This window comes from Streptococcus oralis subsp. tigurinus, assembly GCF_002093545.1.
GTDB lineage: Bacteria > Bacillota > Bacilli > Lactobacillales > Streptococcaceae > Streptococcus > Streptococcus oralis_C.
The window spans coordinates 59,703-76,114 of sequence record NZ_LNVF01000004.1; the positions used below are offsets into that span (position 1 = coordinate 59,703).

The 16,412-nt window shown below is 42.1% G+C and carries 14 protein-coding genes; 1 reads left to right on the forward strand and 13 read right to left on the reverse strand.

What is annotated here, in order from left to right; all coding sequences use genetic code 11:
* Window positions 1-45: 45 nt before the first annotated feature.
* From ATE34_RS06185 to ATE34_RS06210, 5 genes are all read right to left on the reverse strand, one after another.
* Complete coding sequence (locus ATE34_RS06185) at window positions 46-3,141, reverse strand: DEAD/DEAH box helicase (protein WP_084911346.1); 3,096 nt, start codon at window positions 3,139-3,141, stop codon at window positions 46-48.
* Between the two features lie 92 nt (window positions 3,142-3,233).
* Window positions 3,234-4,400, reverse strand: a complete 1,167-nt coding sequence (locus tag ATE34_RS06190; protein ID WP_084911347.1) for a MalY/PatB family protein — start codon at window positions 4,398-4,400, stop codon at window positions 3,234-3,236.
* Window positions 4,401-4,407: 7 nt separating this feature from the next.
* On the reverse strand, window positions 4,408-5,502 hold the full coding sequence (locus ATE34_RS06195; RefSeq protein ID WP_084911348.1) for a cystathionine gamma-synthase: 1,095 nt from the start codon (window positions 5,500-5,502) through the stop codon (window positions 4,408-4,410).
* A gap of 145 nt (window positions 5,503-5,647) precedes the next feature.
* A complete protein-coding gene (locus tag ATE34_RS06205; protein ID WP_084911349.1) occupies window positions 5,648-7,606 on the reverse strand; it encodes a peptide ABC transporter substrate-binding protein in 1,959 nt (652 codons plus the stop codon).
* A 202-nt stretch (window positions 7,607-7,808) separates the two neighbouring features.
* Entirely contained in the window at window positions 7,809-9,431 is a 1,623-nt protein-coding gene (locus ATE34_RS06210; RefSeq protein WP_084911350.1) for a putative polysaccharide biosynthesis protein, read from the reverse strand.
* Between the two features lie 105 nt (window positions 9,432-9,536).
* Here ATE34_RS06210 and ATE34_RS06215 point away from each other — a divergent pair, with 105 nt between their 5' ends.
* A complete protein-coding gene (locus ATE34_RS06215) occupies window positions 9,537-10,982 on the forward strand; it encodes a UDP-N-acetylmuramoyl-L-alanyl-D-glutamate--L-lysine ligase (protein ID WP_084911351.1) in 1,446 nt (481 codons plus the stop codon).
* 31 nt (window positions 10,983-11,013) lie between these two features.
* On the opposite strand, the gene ATE34_RS06220 is transcribed toward ATE34_RS06215, so the two are convergent.
* The 8 genes from ATE34_RS06220 to ATE34_RS06255 all read right to left on the reverse strand — a co-directional run bounded on the left by ATE34_RS06220 (window position 11,014) and on the right by ATE34_RS06255 (window position 16,407).
* Window positions 11,014-11,214, reverse strand: a complete 201-nt coding sequence (locus ATE34_RS06220; RefSeq protein ID WP_000051179.1) for a CsbD family protein — start codon at window positions 11,212-11,214, stop codon at window positions 11,014-11,016.
* A gap of 101 nt (window positions 11,215-11,315) precedes the next feature.
* Entirely contained in the window at window positions 11,316-11,966 is a 651-nt protein-coding gene (locus ATE34_RS06225; RefSeq protein WP_084911352.1) for a DUF1803 domain-containing protein, read from the reverse strand.
* Window positions 11,950-12,462, reverse strand: a complete 513-nt coding sequence (locus ATE34_RS06230; RefSeq protein ID WP_084911353.1) for a YiiX/YebB-like N1pC/P60 family cysteine hydrolase — start codon at window positions 12,460-12,462, stop codon at window positions 11,950-11,952. The genes ATE34_RS06225 and ATE34_RS06230 overlap by 17 nt, the downstream gene beginning before the upstream one ends.
* A gap of 85 nt (window positions 12,463-12,547) precedes the next feature.
* Window positions 12,548-13,483, reverse strand: a complete 936-nt coding sequence (locus ATE34_RS06235) for a manganese-dependent inorganic pyrophosphatase (protein ID WP_000036035.1) — start codon at window positions 13,481-13,483, stop codon at window positions 12,548-12,550.
* Window positions 13,484-13,568: 85 nt separating this feature from the next.
* Window positions 13,569-13,853, reverse strand: a complete 285-nt coding sequence (locus ATE34_RS06240) for a GIY-YIG nuclease family protein (RefSeq protein ID WP_049477469.1) — start codon at window positions 13,851-13,853, stop codon at window positions 13,569-13,571.
* Entirely contained in the window at window positions 13,843-14,592 is a 750-nt protein-coding gene (locus ATE34_RS06245) for a tRNA1(Val) (adenine(37)-N6)-methyltransferase (RefSeq protein ID WP_084911354.1), read from the reverse strand. Before ATE34_RS06245 ends, ATE34_RS06240 begins: the two co-directional genes overlap by 11 nt.
* 53 nt (window positions 14,593-14,645) lie before the next feature.
* A complete protein-coding gene (locus ATE34_RS06250) occupies window positions 14,646-15,005 on the reverse strand; it encodes a S1 RNA-binding domain-containing protein (protein ID WP_000689615.1) in 360 nt (119 codons plus the stop codon).
* 1 nt (window position 15,006) lies between these two features.
* Window positions 15,007-16,407 (reverse strand): bifunctional Cof-type HAD-IIB family hydrolase/peptidylprolyl isomerase, encoded by a 1,401-nt coding sequence (locus tag ATE34_RS06255; protein WP_084911355.1) that lies wholly within the window; start codon window positions 16,405-16,407, stop codon window positions 15,007-15,009.
* Window positions 16,408-16,412 lie beyond the last annotated feature (5 nt).

Sequence of the window (16,412 nt, forward strand, 5' to 3'; positions counted from 1 at the left end):
TGTATTTCCTTTCAACACTTCATTATAGCGTATTGTCTTGATTTTTCAAGTGCTGGCTTCAGAAATCCCTAAAATTTCTCGAATTTCTGCCAGACTAAGACTCGCACGCGATTCCGTCCCATCTAAAACTTGGGAAACTAGGTGTCTCTTCTGTTCTTGGAGTTCTTGAATCTTTTCTTCAATGGTTCCTCTAGTAATCAAACGATAAACTTCTACCTTCCGCTCCTGTCCCATTCGGTGAGCTCGTCCGATAGCCTGAGCCTCGACAGCAGGATTCCACCAGAGGTCCACTAGGATGACGGTGTCAGCTCCTGTCAGATTGAGACCGACACCCCCCGCCTTAAGGGAGATGAGAAAGATATCCCTTTCCCCTTGATTAAATATTTTGGTCATCTCTTGTCGGTCTTGAGCAGGAGTTGAGCCCGTAATTTTGAAGGAAGTCAAGCCCAAATTTGGGAGCTCTTGCTCGATTTTTTCCAACATTCCTTTGAACTGGGAGAAAATCAAGACCCGATGCCCACCATCTGCCACTTGTAGCAATAAATCTCGAAGACTATCCAGTTTCCCACTGGCTCCCTGATAATCTTCCATAAAGAGGGCAGGGGTATCACAGATTTGACGCAAGCGCATCAGACCAGACAAGATTTCTACGCGACTTCTCTGGAATTCTTGATCTGTCACTTGCGCTAGGCGGTCTCGCATCTGTTGCAACTGGGCTAGATAGATGGCCTTCTGCTGGTCTTCCAGTTCATTTTTATAGACGACTTCGATCAGGTCAGGCAGCTCTGTTAGGACTTCTTCTTTCTTACGCCTCATGACGAAGGGCTTGATAAACTGCGCTACCTGCTCAGCTGGTAATTTCATAAACTCTTTCTTGTTCGGCAAGAGCCCCGGAAGCACAATTTGAAAGATAGACCACAACTCTCCTAAATGGTTTTCGATGGGCGTACCTGACAAAGCAAATACTGCTGGCACCACAAACTGGCGCAAACTCTGAGCAATCTTAGTCTGGGCATTTTTCATGACCTGGGCTTCATCTAAAAAGAGAAAATCAAAAGCCATCTCTTGATAAAGCTCGCTGTCTTGACGAAAGGTGGCATAGCTAGTCACATAGATTTGGTGATTTTCAGAAAGAATTGCTTCTCGATTCGCTTTCAAACCATGAACGACAGCCAAATCCAACTGTGGGGCAAATTTCCTAAATTCATCTGCCCAATTGTAGATCAAACCTGACGGCGCTAAAATCAAGACCCGACTATTTTCTGTCACCTGACTAGTCAAAAAAGCGATAGTTTGCAATGTTTTTCCCAGTCCCATATCATCTGCCAGAATGCCACCAAAACCATAGTGATGAAGCATCTGGAGCCAACGAACACCCTTTTCCTGGTAGTCTCTCAAACTCGCCTGCACCCGTATATCTCCCAAAGGAAAATCCTCTGGATGGGTCAAATCATGAGCTAAATGCTGAAATTCCTCTGTGAAGGAGATCCTATCTCGACCTTCAAAAAGCTGAGAAAGGCTATAAGCCAGAGATTTTCGAGCTTGAAAAGAACCATCTTTTAGCTCAACCCCCAGTTCCTGCAAATTTTGACGAATCTGCTTGGTTTCCTCATCAAAAAAGTACACTTGGTCAGAAGAACTGATATAGAAATCCTTATTGCTGGTCAAAGCTTTAAGAGCTTGATCAATCTCTTCTTGGGCAATTCCTTGGAAATCAAACTGGATTTCCAACAGTCCTCCCTTGGACTCAATCTGAACCTGAGGAGCTTGGACGCTGTAGAGCTGATTCATCTCATCAGACAAGAAAACCTGACCCAATTTCTCAAAAGCTGGAATCGTATGGTGAAAGAAAGAATAAACTGCCTCTGGCTTCAAGGCCTGTCTCCAAGACTGAAAATCAGCCTCAAAACCAGCCCCTAAACAGACTTGAAATAATTGGTTTACCAAGACAGCATCACTTGAAAATGGCAATTGTTCCAGCTGTTGACGACTAGTCACCTTAACATCTCCATAGTCAAACTGGATATCCAAGCGGATGCGGCCGTCATCCTCCCTATCAAAGTAAAAGATTGGTGAAAAGGGTCTGATTTGCAAGCGCTCGGGGGCAGACACTATTCCTAGCTGTCCAAACAAAGGCAGACAAGCGGCCAGACGGTCACGATCACTGTTGTCAAACTGGAGGCATTTTCTCCCTCTCTCCTCCTGAGGAAGCTCCTTAATTTTCTTTAGTAGGCTGATTTGTTTAGGGTTTAAGAGATAAAGATTCCCCTTACGAAATAGAACCGCTCCCCCATAGAATACGTTGACTCGCTCACTTTCAGAAATCTCCATTTCAAAATAATCGGGATGCTCCCTCACAGAAAAAGTGAAAAGTCCCGCATCGGGATCTAAATCATGAAAGAGAAGATTTTCATAACTATCGATCTGGTGTTCGAAATGAAAATCTTCCAAGTTCATCAGCAACTCCACTCCCTGCTCAAAAAAGGTCAGAGGGAAAAAGAGGTGACGACCTTGATTGGGGAAAAAGAGGTCTTGACTCAGTCCCTCCTCAATCAAGCCACATAAAAAAGTAAGAACTTCTTGACTAGCTGTATCAAAAGCATCCCAAGACAAGTCATTTTCATAGTGTTTCCCAATCATGTATGGCTTTCGTTGGACCAAGACCTTCAAAAAGAGAGGGATGTCACGAATGACATAATATTTTTGACTATCAACTAAACCGATTCGGAGAGTCCAAAGGAGGCGATTGGTCCCAGCTTCCACCTGGCCTTGAGCCGACAAAGTGTAGATTTGCTCTCTCTTCTGAGGTTGGATACGCTCCAAAAAACTACCGCCAAAACTAACCTTGGTTTCGACCTCTTCTTGCTCTTCATGTCCTTTTTCTAAGGCTTGTAAAATCACCTGGCCTTCTTCATCATTCTTCAGATAATGCTCTAGCGCTGCGAGGTGAACACAGTAACCTCTTTTTTGGAAAAAATCACAAGAACAAAAAACAAGATCATCCTCTAAGCTGTAGCGCAAGTCTTCTCCCGCCACACGAGTATAGAGGCGATTCCCTTTTTCCTTGATAATCTCAATGTTGCCTGTCTCATAGAGAGTAACACCCTCCATGCGCAACTTTCCCGGAATCAATTTAGCCATAGTTACCCCTTTATCTTATCTTTTCATTATACCACATTTTCCCCTATGAAAATAGCCTTCTAGGAAGACTTTTCTCCTAGAAGGCTGGATTTTTAAAGTGTAGCAAAAGTGGTCACGATGCGTTGACAAACCTCTTCCAATACTGACTTCGGCATGGCTACATTGAGGCGGGCATGAAGAGTTCCCTTCTCCCCAAAGTCCAAACCTCGGTTCAAGATGACCTTGGCTTCATTCTTCAAAAGCTCTTGCAAGCGGTCATCCGTTAGGTCATAGGCTGAAAAATCAAGCCAGATCAAGTAGGTACCTTGTGGTTTCATGACCTTAATCTTGGTTTCGTTGCCCAAAACATCCACTACATAGTTAATGTGGTTCTCAATGACTTCTTTTAACTCTCCTAACCAATCCTTGCCATAACGGTAGGCAGCTTCTGTTGCCAAATAGCCCAAGCCTGAGATTTCATGCTGGTTATTGGCCAACTGGCGTTTCTGGAAAGCAACTCGAAGCTTTGGATTTTCAATAACTGCATAGGAATTCTTGGTCCCAGCAATATTAAAGGTTTTAGTGGCACTACTCAAGATAAGGGCAAAGTCTTTAAAAGCAGGATCAATGGTATTGAAAGACTGGTGCTTGTGACCAAAGAGGGCCAAATCTTGGTGAATCTCATCTGAAACAAGCAAGACACCGTGTTTTTGGCAGAGATGGCCAATCTTTTCTAACACTTCCTTTTCCCAAACACGTCCACCAGGATTGTGAGGATTGCAAAGGATATAAAGCTTCACATCCTCTTCCACCATATCCTTCTCCAACTGGTCAAAGTCAATCTCAAACAGACCATTCTTTTCCACCAAAGAATTGGTAATCAATCGGCGATTGTTCAGTTTGACACTGCGGGCAAACGGTGGATAGACTGGTGTGTTAATCAGAACAGCTTCTCCTTCTTTTGTAAAGGCTTGAATGGCTGTTGAAATAGCTGGTACCACTCCCTCGATAAAGACGAGAGCATCTTTGTCAAAGTGATAACCGTGTTGGCTGGCTTCCCATTCTTGAACCGACTCAATCAAAGCGTCGCTTGCATAAGTATAGCCATAGACCAACTGATCTGCGTAGGCTTGTACAGCTTGTCGAACTTCAGGCAAGACTACAAAGTCCATATCCGCTATCCAAGCTGGTAGAACTTCTCGATCAGCTTCTGCCTCTTTCCATTTATAGGTATGATGCCCAAAACGATTGGGCAGGCTTGTAAAATCATATTTCCCCATATCTGTCTTATCCTCCCAAGGCTTGGCGCAAGTCCGCAATCAAATCTCTAGCATCTTCAATCCCAATTGACAAGCGTAAGAGGTCATCTGTTAAGCCATAGGAATGGCGCACTTCTGCTGGAATATCCGCATGAGTCTGAGTTGTCGGATAGGTGATCAGACTCTCCACTCCACCCAAACTCTCAGCAAAAGAGAAGACCTTCAAGCTATTTAAAATGTGAGGAATAACTTTCTCATCTGCTACTTTAAAGGAAATCATCCCCCCGCGACCAGTATAGAGAACTTCCTTAACTGCTGCAGAATCCTTCAAAAAGGCAACCACTTCTTGGGCATTGGCTGTTGAGCGTTCCATACGAAGAGACAAGGTCTTGAGACCACGAATCAATTGATAACTGTCAAATGGTGACAAGACTGCTCCTGTCGTATTGAGATTGTAGAAAAGCTTCTCGTATAGTTCTAAACTATTGGTCACAACCACTCCAGCCAAGACATCATTGTGGCCTGCTAGATACTTAGTTGCTGAATGCAGAACGATATCCGCTCCATCTTCAATTGGACGTTGGTAAATCGGACTATAGAAGGTATTGTCCACCACCACTTTGGCACCCTTAGCATGAGCCAATTTTGCTAGTTTTTCAATATCAAATTCCAACATCAAAGGGTTGGTTGGGGTTTCGATATAGAGAACATCCACATCTTTCTCTAACTCGGCAATCAATTCTTCTTCTGTATTGGCATAGGTAAAATGAAAACGACCTTCCTGCTCGACTTGGTTGAACCAACGGAAAGAACCACCATAAAGGTCACGCACTGCTAGGATCTTACTTCCTACCGGAAAGACACTAAAGGCCAGTACAATCGCGGCCATACCTGAGCTCGTTGCTAGGGCGTAGTCTGCCGATTCGATCGCAGCCAAGACTTCCTCCGCCTTACTCCGAGTTGGGTTTTTAGTGCGAGTGTAGTCAAATCCCGTAGACTGGCCAAACTCTGGATGCTGATAGGTTGTTGAAAAATGAAGCGGAGTTACCAAGGCACCTGTTGCCTTATCTGACTTGATTCCTGCCTGGGCCAAAATTGTGTTCATGTGTCGTTCTTTGCTCATACAATACCTCCAAATCTATAGTAACTATTGTATCATTTATTTTCGCCAACTCATTTTCTTGTTTTCAAGAGCTAGTTATAGTTTCAAACTATACAAAAACGATAGTTCCTTGAGAAACTATCGTTTTTCCTGTTGAATAGACTGGTTATTTAACGTGTTTTGCCAGTTCTTCTTGGGCTTTTTTATTTGATTCTTCTTTTTCTTTCAGCCATTTTTCTTTAGCTTTTTCGTACTCATCAGTCGTTACAGTCTTATCTTGCAACTTGAGGTACTTGTATGATTCGACACCCTTATTTCCAGCTTGTGAGAATGGCGATGAGAATGGAACTGTCTTTCTCAAGCTAGGTGTTCCACCTTGGGAAACGTTTGGAATTGCAAGGGCGCTATCAACGAGCCAAGCTTGAACTTCAGCATATTTTTCATAACGTTTTGCTGGGTCTTGCTCTTTATTAGCTTCTTCCAACATTTGAGTGTAAGTATCCAGACCAACTGCCTTAGCCTTGTCATTGACCTCACCTGGTTCTAGACCAAGGTTTTGCAACATACCGCCGTTATTGACATTTAGGATATCTAGATAGCTTGATGGATCCAAGTAGTCCGCACTCCAACCACCATTATAGATATCAAAGTCTTTTTGAGCTGCAGTTTGAGCGAGGTAGCTAGAATTATCGTAGTCATCTGTTGATAATTGTTGGATATCGATAACCACATTCTCAGCTCCGAGAACAGATTCGATGGATTGTTTCAAAGAGCTCGTTTCAAGTACACCTTTTTTAGCTGATTGGTCTACAGATACATCCAAGTGGATTGGGAATTGTACACCCTTAGCTTCCAATTCTTTCTTAGCTTCTGCAAATTTAGCTTTAGCCTTGTCAGGATTGTAGTATGGGTCTTGCGCGTCTGCAAAGTTGATTCCTTGCCATTCTTGGCCATAGTTGACCATCTTTTCTGAAACAACATCACCAAAGTCTTTTCCGTTGATACTTACAAATGTTGGAGGTACAACCAAGTTACGAATAATCTTTGTTGCTCCTTCTTCCCCTTGAGATTGTGCTCCATAGGCTGTACGGTTATAAGCATAGTTGAAGGCTTGACGGAAGTTTTTATTCAGAACTGCTTCTTGGGTTGATTTCTTTTCGATATCTGAGGATTTAGACGTGAAGTTATAAGATTTTCTGTCCAAGTTGAAGTTCAAGTAATAAGAAGTTGCGTTTTGCATACTATAGATGATGTTATCCTTGTTCTTCTCTTTAATTCCTTCAAAGCTTGAGCTATTTGGGTAGAGACGCGCGTAGCTGTATACTCCTTCTACGAAGTTACGAGCTAGGGCATCTTGGTCACTACCATCATAGTAAGTCAATTTCACATCATCCACAAAGACATTTTTAGCATCCCAGTAGTTGGGATTTTTCTTGTATTCGATAACAGATTTTGAAACAAAAGATTTCATCAAGAAAGGTCCATTGTACAAAATGCTAGAAGGGTCTACCTTAGCAAAATCATCCCCTTTTGATTTCAGGAAGTCCGCATTGACAGGGAAGAGAATGGTTGAAGTTGTTTTAGAATTCCAATAAGGTTCTGGACGAGTCAAAGTATACTGAACTGTTTGGTCGTCAATCGCCTTAACACCGACAGTTGAAAAGTCAGTTGTTTTCCCGTTGATATAGTCATCCAAACCTGCTACAGAGTCTTGAACCAGGTACAAGGCTTCGGATTTTTTATCAGCAGCATATTTCAACCCAGTGACAAAATCTTGCGCCGTTACAGGGGCGTATTCTTCACCCTCATAGGTATACCATTTTGCATCCTTACGCAATTTGTAAGTATAGGTCAAACCGTCCTGAGAAACAGTCCAATCCTCTGCCAACGATGGAACATAGTTACCGTATTGGTCATTTTCCATCAATCCATCTACCAAATTAGTAACGATGTCGTTGGTTGTTGCACGGTTTTCTGCAAGATAGTTCAAACTAGATGGATCGCTCGAATAAACATAGTTATATGTTTTAGAAGAACTACTTGAGTTTCCACATGCGCTCAGTAAGATACCTGCGCTTAACACGACACTTGCAAGTGTCAGATACTTGGCCTTAGACTTTTTCATTTCCAGAACCTCCTGTTTTAAATATTTGTTATATTATACAGTTTTGGTTTTATTTAGTCAAGCTTTTTTTGAAGAAAAAGTCAAAAAACATATTTTTTCGCTACTAAATTTAGAGAAAGTTCTACTTTTTTAATATTTTGAACAATAAAACAACCTTTCTTTAATAGAAAGGTTGTAATTATAACTTTTATTTATAAATCATTTACGATATTTTCAATCGTGTCCGTAGTCGATCTGCTTGAGCTTGGCCAATTATCTTGTCCAAGAGTCGTGTCCGTAGACTCATCAAGCCATAAAGACCTCCTCCAAGCCCTCCGATGAGAGCTACATAAAGGAAACTCCAGAAGCGTCCACTTGGCTGGAAGACAAAACCGAGTAGCCACTGTATGAAACCAACTAAGATAAACATGACAAGGGTCAAAATAGTAATCAAGATAGTTCGCTTCAAGATAATCTTTCGACGAGCACCCGTTACTTGGCAGATATCTCGGTACATCAAAAAATTTGGAATGATGAGACCGATGGTCGTTGAAATCAAGGGACCATAACTATGGAAAATGGCAATAGCTGGTAACTGCAAGACTAGCTTAGCAATTGATCCATAGACAAAGTAAAGAACTGCCTTGCGGTTGCGGAACATGGCCTGAAGCATAGGAGACAAGACCATATACAAGCCTAGGATAGTAGACTGCAAAACTGCAAAGACAAATAAGCCCATGGCTAGACTATCTGGCTTACCGTAAAAGACTGTATAAAGAGGTTCCCCTACCATGACCACTCCAACCGTTGCCGGTAGTAGAAATAAGAAGAGCATGGTGAGGCTATCTTGGACTAGGCGAGCCGCTGCCTGCAAGTCGCCTTTTACATAGTTTTCCGTCAACAGCGGCAAGCCGACACTCCCAATCGAAACTCCCACAGAGATTAAAATCATGGTAATTTTATTGGGATTGGCAGAAAAATAAGAAAACATGACAACCAAGTCTTCGTTGCTATAGTTGGTAAACCACTTCATACTATTGATAAAAGTCATCTGGTCTAAAATCTGGAAGAGCTGAATGGCCGATCCTGTCAGGATAAAGGGAATGGCTTCCTTGATGGTATCGACTAAGAGTCGCTTACTATTGATCTTATCCCGTGTTTCAAAGACTCTCTTAAGCAAACCTTCTTGGGCAAGAAAATAAATCAAAACTGCAAAACTTGCCACCATCCCCACAAAGGCCGCAAAGGTCGATTGGGTAACGGCTGATAGGTAGTCACCAGAACCCATCTTCATAATGAAGAAGGTCGCCAACAACATCCAGATAACACGAATCACCTGCTCAGCGATTTGGCTCATAGCATAGGGTTTCAGATTGTTCATCCCTTGGAAGAAGCCCCGGATGACACTCATAGATGGGAAAATCAAGACCGCCCAAGCCAAACTCTGCATGATGGGAATCAGGTCTTTCCCCACACCTGACAAATCTGCTAACCAGGGAGAAAAGAGATACAAGACCAAAGCAAAGACTAAGCCCAAGCCCGTCATAAAGCTTAGGAAACTCCGAATCAAGGCAAAGCTGTGCTCTTCTTCTCGCATGGTATTGTACTTAGCCACTTGTTTGGCGACTGCAACTGGAATACCCGCTGTCGAAATCAGCAAGAACCAGGCGTAAATATTATATCCCATGGTAAAGAGTCCATTTGCCTTAGCAGCATAGGTCCCCATCCAGATATACCAGGGAATAATGTAGATAGCCCCAAGGAGGCGACTAATAAAGTTACTAGCTGTTAGCCAAGCAGTCCCTCGCAACATCTGGGCTTGCTGGTGATTGTTTTCGTTAGACATAGCTTCCTCATTCAATTTTAATAACTAGGAAATTTTCCTCATCTTCCATTATAAACTTTTCCTTGTTACTTGTAAAATTCAGACTTTCGGTTTACAATAGAAAGTATGATAAAGATTGAAACCGTATTAGATATATTAAAGAAAGATGGTCTCTTCCGCGAGATTATCGACCAAGGACACTACCACTACAACTACAGTGAAGTTGTTTTTGACAGCATCAGTTACGACAGCCGAAAAGTAAAAGAAAGCACTCTTTTTTTTGCCAAAGGCGCTACCTTTAAAAAAGAATATCTTCTCTCCGCTATCTCGCGGGGGCTGAGTTGGTGTGTAGCTGAGCAAGACTACGAGGTCGGTATTCCTGTTATTGTCGTGAACGACATTAAGAAAGCCATGAGTTTGATTGCGATGGAATTCTATGGCAATCCACAAGAGAAACTCAAAATTCTCGCTTTCACAGGGACAAAAGGAAAGACAACTGCAGCCTATTTTGCCTATAACATCTTGGCTCAACATCATCGCCCAGCTATGTTGTCTACTATGAATACAACCTTAGATGGTAAGACCTTCTTTAAGTCTGCACTCACAACTCCTGAAAGTATCGATCTCTTTGATATGATGGCTCAGGCTGTTCATAACGGAAGAACCCATCTTGTAATGGAAGTCTCAAGTCAAGCCTATCTAGTTCATCGAGTCTATGGTTTGACCTTTGATGTAGGTGTCTTTCTTAATATCACTCCTGACCACATCGGACCAATTGAGCATCCTAGCTTTGAAGATTACTTCTACCACAAACGTCTCTTGATGAAAAATAGCCGAGCAGTTGTCATTAACAGCGACATGGACCACTTTTCTGTCTTGAAAGAACAAGTAGAAGATCAAGACCATGATTTCTATGGTAGTAAGTCAGACAACCAAATCGAGAACTCCAAAGCCTTTAGCTTTTCCGCTACAGGTAAACTCGCTGGTGATTATGATATCCAACTCATCGGTCACTTCAATCAAGAAAACGCTGTTGCTGCTGGACTTGCCTGCCTTCGTCTAGGTGCTAGTCTGGAGGACATCAAAAAAGGAATCGCTGCAACCCGCGTTCCTGGACGTATGGAAGTCTTGACTCAGAAAAATGGTGCCAAGGTCTTCATCGACTACGCCCACAATGGTGATAGTCTGAAAAAACTGATCTCTGTTGTAGAAACTCATCAAACTGGAAAAATTGCTCTGGTTCTCGGTTCGACAGGCAATAAAGGAGAAAGTCGACGCAAGGACTTTGGCCTCCTCCTTAATCAACATCCTGAGATTCAAGTCTTTCTCACCGCTGATGACCCCAACTATGAAGATCCAATGGCCATTGCTGAAGAAATCAGCAGCTATATCAGTCATCCTGTTGAAAAGATTGCCGATCGTGAAGAAGCCATCAAGGCAGCTATGGCCATCACAAATCAAGAACTCGATGCCGTGATTATTGCTGGTAAGGGAGCTGATTGTTACCAGATCGTCCAAGGAAAAAAAGAAGACTATCCTGGAGATGCGGCTATCGCAGAACGTTATCTATAAAAAAATCAAGGGAAGTTTTCCCTTGATTTTTTTAGTCTTCTTTCTTAAATGAATTTTTAAGACCTTCAACGGCACCTTCTACAGCACCTTTAGCATCTTCAACAACTTCTTTTGCTTTGGCAACTGTTTTTTCTACAGTACCTTCTGCTTCTGTCTTGCTATCACCAGTAACTTTACCAAATCCTTCTTTTATAGCACCAGTTGCTTGATCCAATTTATTTTCAAGTGACATAGCTCTGTCTCCTTTGCTTTTAATACGATAAACGTTACCGCTTACATTCAGTTTATGCTTATTCTTTAATAAAGTCAAACAATCTGCTCAAAATGAAGCAATTAAGGTAAATAGAAAGTCAACTGTTCCTTGTCGAAATCAACAGCCAACTCATACTTCCCTTCTTCGTTTTGCACAACATAGCCTAGGACGACCAAACTATCCACAAAGATATCACGGCGTTTCTGCATCAGTTGATCTTTTTTGAGGAATTTTAACAAAAAAGTCGTCATATATTTGAGGGCGTACTCAGGATTGACATCTCCTAAAATGGCATAGAGTTCTAGCTGTTTTTCTGTCAAAGGATAATGATTCTTGACCTTATAGAAATAATTCGACAGGGTCATCTTTTCTCTTGCAAAATCCGTATGCTCGATTAAAATAGCTGCATTGGTTTGATTGCGCAATTCCGTCTCAAAAGTCTTCTCCACCAAGTCTTGATAGACTGGACTGTCCTCTCTGACAAAAATCTCTTTATCAAGGGCTAAATCATCCGTAGATTCTAAAAAAGGAAGATTGAGCGAATAGTGTTTATTTTCCCTTCGGATCAAGCCTGCCTTTATATACTCTTCCATGAGTTTATCAACTGCCACATCTGGAAACTGAGCCTTGATTTCTCGTAGAATCACATCGTCATGCTGGTCCAGATAGTCAACCAAATCTATAAAAAATGGCTGTCGAGTCAAACGAGATGGATTAAAAATCTGAATCATGAAGATTCCTTTCTTTACATTTTAAAAGAGGGGATGCTGCTAACTGACTAGGATTGGTCCCCGGCTGGTTCAGAGGCACAGGAAGTTCGAGTTTCCTGTAATATTCCCTCCAAAAATCACTAATCTCCTGCTCCCCGTCTCCAAATTGCATCGGAATGGTCTCAAAAATAGGGAGAATTTCTGCGATGTACTGGGAACAGTAAAAACCAGATCCATCTGGATAAAAAGAGGCGTTATAGGGTGCACCTAAATGTTTGCTGGCTCTTTCCTTTACCAAGTCAGCTTCCATCTCTGGATAGACATAAAGGTCATAGAGATGAGTCGGTTCAAAAAATTCAGCTGGTTCTTGACAGATGACACCTGCTTGCCCACTAGCATGGTAGATCAAACCGTCCAAAAAGATAGCTACATGACTATAGTTCCCAGTAGAAGCCTGGATGGCCTGCCCCATATCTGAAAGGTCCTTCACAAAAATCAAATCGCCATTTGCTAACATCTTTCTCTCCTAGAAAAAAAGGAGCCGAGACCCCTTTAGCTATATGGAAAATACCGTTTTCTATTTTGAAATAACACCCAAAATCTTAAGCATTAAAGCTCTCAGTCAACTGAGGCACCACTTGTTTCTTACGTGAAACAGCACCTGGAAGAAAAGCATGGTTGTTTTCAAGTTTGAAGTTGAAGGCTGCTTCCACCTTGTCCATGTTTGATCCAAGAGCCAAAATTTCTGAGTTTGAGTTGACGATGTCTGTAATCATCAAGACAAAGTCAGAGTAGCCGTTTGCTGCATTAGCCGCTTGCATTGCTGCTTCGATTTCAGCTTGGCGTTCCAAGACTTCAGCAATATCAACTGTGTTAACCTGAGCAACACGAACCTTATTTCCGTTGAGTTCAAAAGTCTTAGCATCGATGTCAATCAATTCTTCAGCAGATTTACTAGCCAAGTTTGTACCAGCTTTCAGCATAGCAAGACCGTACTCTTCCAAGTTGACACCAGCCAATTCTGCCAATTCAGGAGCAATGACCTTGTCAGATGGGTGAGTTGTTGGTGATTTCAAAAGAAGAGTATCTGAAATCAAACCTGAAAGCATCAAACCAGCAATTTCTTTAGGAACTGCTACACCGTGTTCTTTGAACATGCGGTAAACGATAGATGAAGCTGATCCAACTGGTTCCAAGCGCATGTAAAGCGGGCTCGCAGTTTCAAAGTTAGCTACACGGTGGTGGTCTACAACACCATAAACTTCTACTTCAGCGATATCTGAAACAGATTGTTGGAATTCATTGTGGTCAGTCAAGATAACTTGCTCTGCACCTTCTGCTTTAGCAGATGTAATGACGCGTGGTGCTTCTACACCAAAATAGTTCAAAACAAAGGCTGTTTCTTCATTAGGAGTTCCAAGTGCTACTGCTTCTGTGTCCAATCCATACGCCTCTTTTGCAAGATAAGCAAAGGCTACAGATGACCCGATGGCATCTGAGTCTGGATTTTGGTGACCAAATACTAGAATCTTAGACATGATAATACCTCTTTAAATTTATTCATCTTATTTTAGCACTTTTTTCCTCTTTTGACAAAAGTAAGAGGAGTCAAAGGACTCCTCATTAGACATCAATATCGTTAACTAGATTTTTTTCTTGATTTTCGGATAGAAATCGTTCTTTCTGTGGACGTTTCTTTCGTTTGAGAAGAGCCTCTGCTGACATGGCTTCTTCCTTACTGGCAAAACCTTGAGCATAGATGAGTTTGACTGGCAAGCGAGCTCGGGTATACTTGGCGCCCTTACCACTATTATGAACGGCAAGGCGTTTCTTCACATCTGTCGTGTAACCAGTATAGTAAGAACCATCACGGCATTCCACCACATACATATATGCCTTATGATCCATAGTAAATCTCTTGAATTTCTGGCGTGTAGGAACCATCATCGTTGTGAACAATGAGTGGTGGCAGGACCTTGAAGCCACTAATAGATCCATCTTTGATAGCTTCGATTAAAAGCATATTGGCTTCCTTTTCCCGTTTAGGATAGACAAATTGCAGGCGCTTAGGAGCCAAATTGTGGCGTTGGAGCATGTCTAGGATATCCAAGAGCCGATCTGGACGGTGAACCATGGCCAAACGCCCGTTAGACTTGAGAATACTCTGGGCGCTCCGACAGATTTCTTCTAGATTGGTTGTAATTTCATGTCTAGCTAAAAGGTAGTGTTCACTCTCGTTCAGATTAGAATGCAGATCCACCTTGAAATAAGGGGGATTGCACAAAATCATATCCACCTTACTTCCTTGGATGTGAGCAGGCATATTTTTCAAATCATCGCAAATAACCTGTATTTGCTCTTCCAAGCCATTCAACTGAACCGAACGCTCTGCCATATCCGCCAAGCGCTCTTGAATTTCTACAGAGAGAATTTTTGCCTTGGTACGACTACTTGCAAAAAGTCCAACTGCACCATTTCCAGCACAAAAGTCCACAATTAAACCCCGTTTAGGGAAGCGAGGAAAGCGTGACAAGAGAACACTATCCACCGAATAGCTAAACACCTCTCTATTTTGAATGATCTTGATATCTGTCGAAAAGAGCTGGTTGATGCGCTCTCCTGATTTTAATAATTGTTCTTCTTTCATACTTTTATTATATCAAACCATGTTAATATTACAAATGATTTAGATAATTGTATTTATGGTTTCTTCTTTAAATGCTCTAGTGCCTCACGCGTCCAAACAGGCATCATTCGTCCAAGTGGTGCAAAACCGTGCTTGATTCGATCATTTGAAAAACGTCTCCGTCTTGGCAATTGATGTTTTTCCTCTTCCAGGGTACGTATGGAAAGACTAGCCTTACCAGTGTATTCGTCAAAATCCACCACCTGAACTTGGACTTCATCGCCAATTTTTAAAATGTCATAGATATTTTCAATAAATCCCGTCCGAATCTCCGAGATGTGAATCAGCCCTGTCACCCCTGTCTCTAACTCAACAAAGGCACCATAGGGCTGAATTCCTGTAATACGCCCGTTTAGCTTATCACCTATTTTCATCCTAGTCCTCAATTTCAATCGTTTCAATTACCACATCTTCAACTGGCTTATCCATTGCACCAGTCTCAACAGCTGCAATGGCATCCAAGACCGCAAACGATTCTGCATCTACCAATTGCCCAAAAACAGTATGGCGACGGTCAAGGTGAGGAGTTCCACCTTGTTCTGCGTAGATCTCAGCGATTGGTTCAGGCCAACCACCACGCGCAATCTCTTTCTTAGAGTACGGCAAGTGTTGATTTTGAACGATAAAGAACTGGCTTCCATTGGTATTTGGACCCGCATTGGCCATAGAAAGAGCACCACGGATATTGTAAAGTTCTTCTGAAAATTCATCTTCAAAAGCTTGACCATAAATGGACTCTCCGCCCATACCAGTACCAGTTGGGTCTCCACCTTGGATCATAAAGTCCTTGATAATGCGGTGGAAAATCACACCATCATAGTAACCGTCTTTTGACAGAGCAACAAAGTTGGCTACTGTTTTGGGAGCATGTTCAGGGAAGAGCTTGATACGCAAGTCTCCGTAATTTGTCTTAATAGTCGCCAACGGACCTTCAACTGTTTCAATGTCTACCTGTGGGAAATGCAATTCTTTTTCTACCATACCAAATCCTTCTAAGGCATCAAAAATGCCATCTTCTTCTACTGTTTTTGTAATATAATCTGCTTTTTCTTTGATTTTATCATGGGAAACACCCATAGCAACACTAATGCCTGCATAATCAAAGAGTTCTAAATCGTTAAGACCGTCCCCAAAGACCATAACATTCTCTGGTTTCAAGCCTAGATGTTCTACAACCTTGGCTACACCAGTTGCTTTGGATCCTGAAATCGGCACGATATCAGATGAATGTTCATGCCAACGCACCATGCGAAGTTTATCTGATAAAGACTCTGGTAAGTGCAAGCCATCCCCTTTATCTTCAAAGGTCCACATCTGGTATATATCTGCTTTTTCATGGAAGTCAGGATCCACATCCAAGTTCGGATAAATCGGATCAATAGCCTCACTGATCAGTTCTGTTCGAGTAGAGAGCTTGGCGTCATGACTGCCAACCAAGCCATATTCAATTCCCTCTCGCTTAGTCCAAGAGATATACTCCTCAACATCTGACTTGTCAATCTGATGCTGATAAATGACCTGACTTTTTTTATCTTCAATATAAGCCCCATTTAGGGTTACAAAAAAGTCCGGCTTGAGCTCACGAATCTCTGGAACAACTCCAAAAATACCACGTCCAGAAGCAATACCTGTTAAAATTCCTTTTTCACGCAACTGCTTAAAGACAGTGGGAATTGTAGCTGGAATAAAACCCGTCTTTGACGTACGCAGGGTATCATCAATATCAAAAAAAACGATTTTAATCTTCTTTGCCTTGTATTTTAATTTCGCATCCATCTCTC

Coding starts and splice junctions, on each gene's coding strand:
- ATE34_RS06185 (WP_084911346.1), bottom strand. CDS start 3,141: ATGGCTAAATTGATTCCGGGAAAGTTGCGCATGGAGGGTGTTACTCTC.
- ATE34_RS06190 (WP_084911347.1), bottom strand. CDS start 4,400: ATGGGGAAATATGATTTTACAAGCCTGCCCAATCGTTTTGGGCATCAT.
- ATE34_RS06195 (WP_084911348.1), bottom strand. CDS start 5,502: ATGAGCAAAGAACGACACATGAACACAATTTTGGCCCAGGCAGGAATC.
- ATE34_RS06205 (WP_084911349.1), bottom strand. CDS start 7,606: ATGAAAAAGTCTAAGGCCAAGTATCTGACACTTGCAAGTGTCGTGTTA.
- ATE34_RS06210 (WP_084911350.1), bottom strand. CDS start 9,431: ATGTCTAACGAAAACAATCACCAGCAAGCCCAGATGTTGCGAGGGACT.
- ATE34_RS06215 (WP_084911351.1), top strand. CDS start 9,537: ATGATAAAGATTGAAACCGTATTAGATATATTAAAGAAAGATGGTCTC.
- ATE34_RS06220 (WP_000051179.1), bottom strand. CDS start 11,214: ATGTCACTTGAAAATAAATTGGATCAAGCAACTGGTGCTATAAAAGAA.
- ATE34_RS06225 (WP_084911352.1), bottom strand. CDS start 11,966: ATGATTCAGATTTTTAATCCATCTCGTTTGACTCGACAGCCATTTTTT.
- ATE34_RS06230 (WP_084911353.1), bottom strand. CDS start 12,462: ATGTTAGCAAATGGCGATTTGATTTTTGTGAAGGACCTTTCAGATATG.
- ATE34_RS06235 (WP_000036035.1), bottom strand. CDS start 13,483: ATGTCTAAGATTCTAGTATTTGGTCACCAAAATCCAGACTCAGATGCC.
- ATE34_RS06240 (WP_049477469.1), bottom strand. CDS start 13,853: ATGGATCATAAGGCATATATGTATGTGGTGGAATGCCGTGATGGTTCT.
- ATE34_RS06245 (WP_084911354.1), bottom strand. CDS start 14,592: ATGAAAGAAGAACAATTATTAAAATCAGGAGAGCGCATCAACCAGCTC.
- ATE34_RS06250 (WP_000689615.1), bottom strand. CDS start 15,005: ATGAAAATAGGTGATAAGCTAAACGGGCGTATTACAGGAATTCAGCCC.
- ATE34_RS06255 (WP_084911355.1), bottom strand. CDS start 16,407: ATGGATGCGAAATTAAAATACAAGGCAAAGAAGATTAAAATCGTTTTT.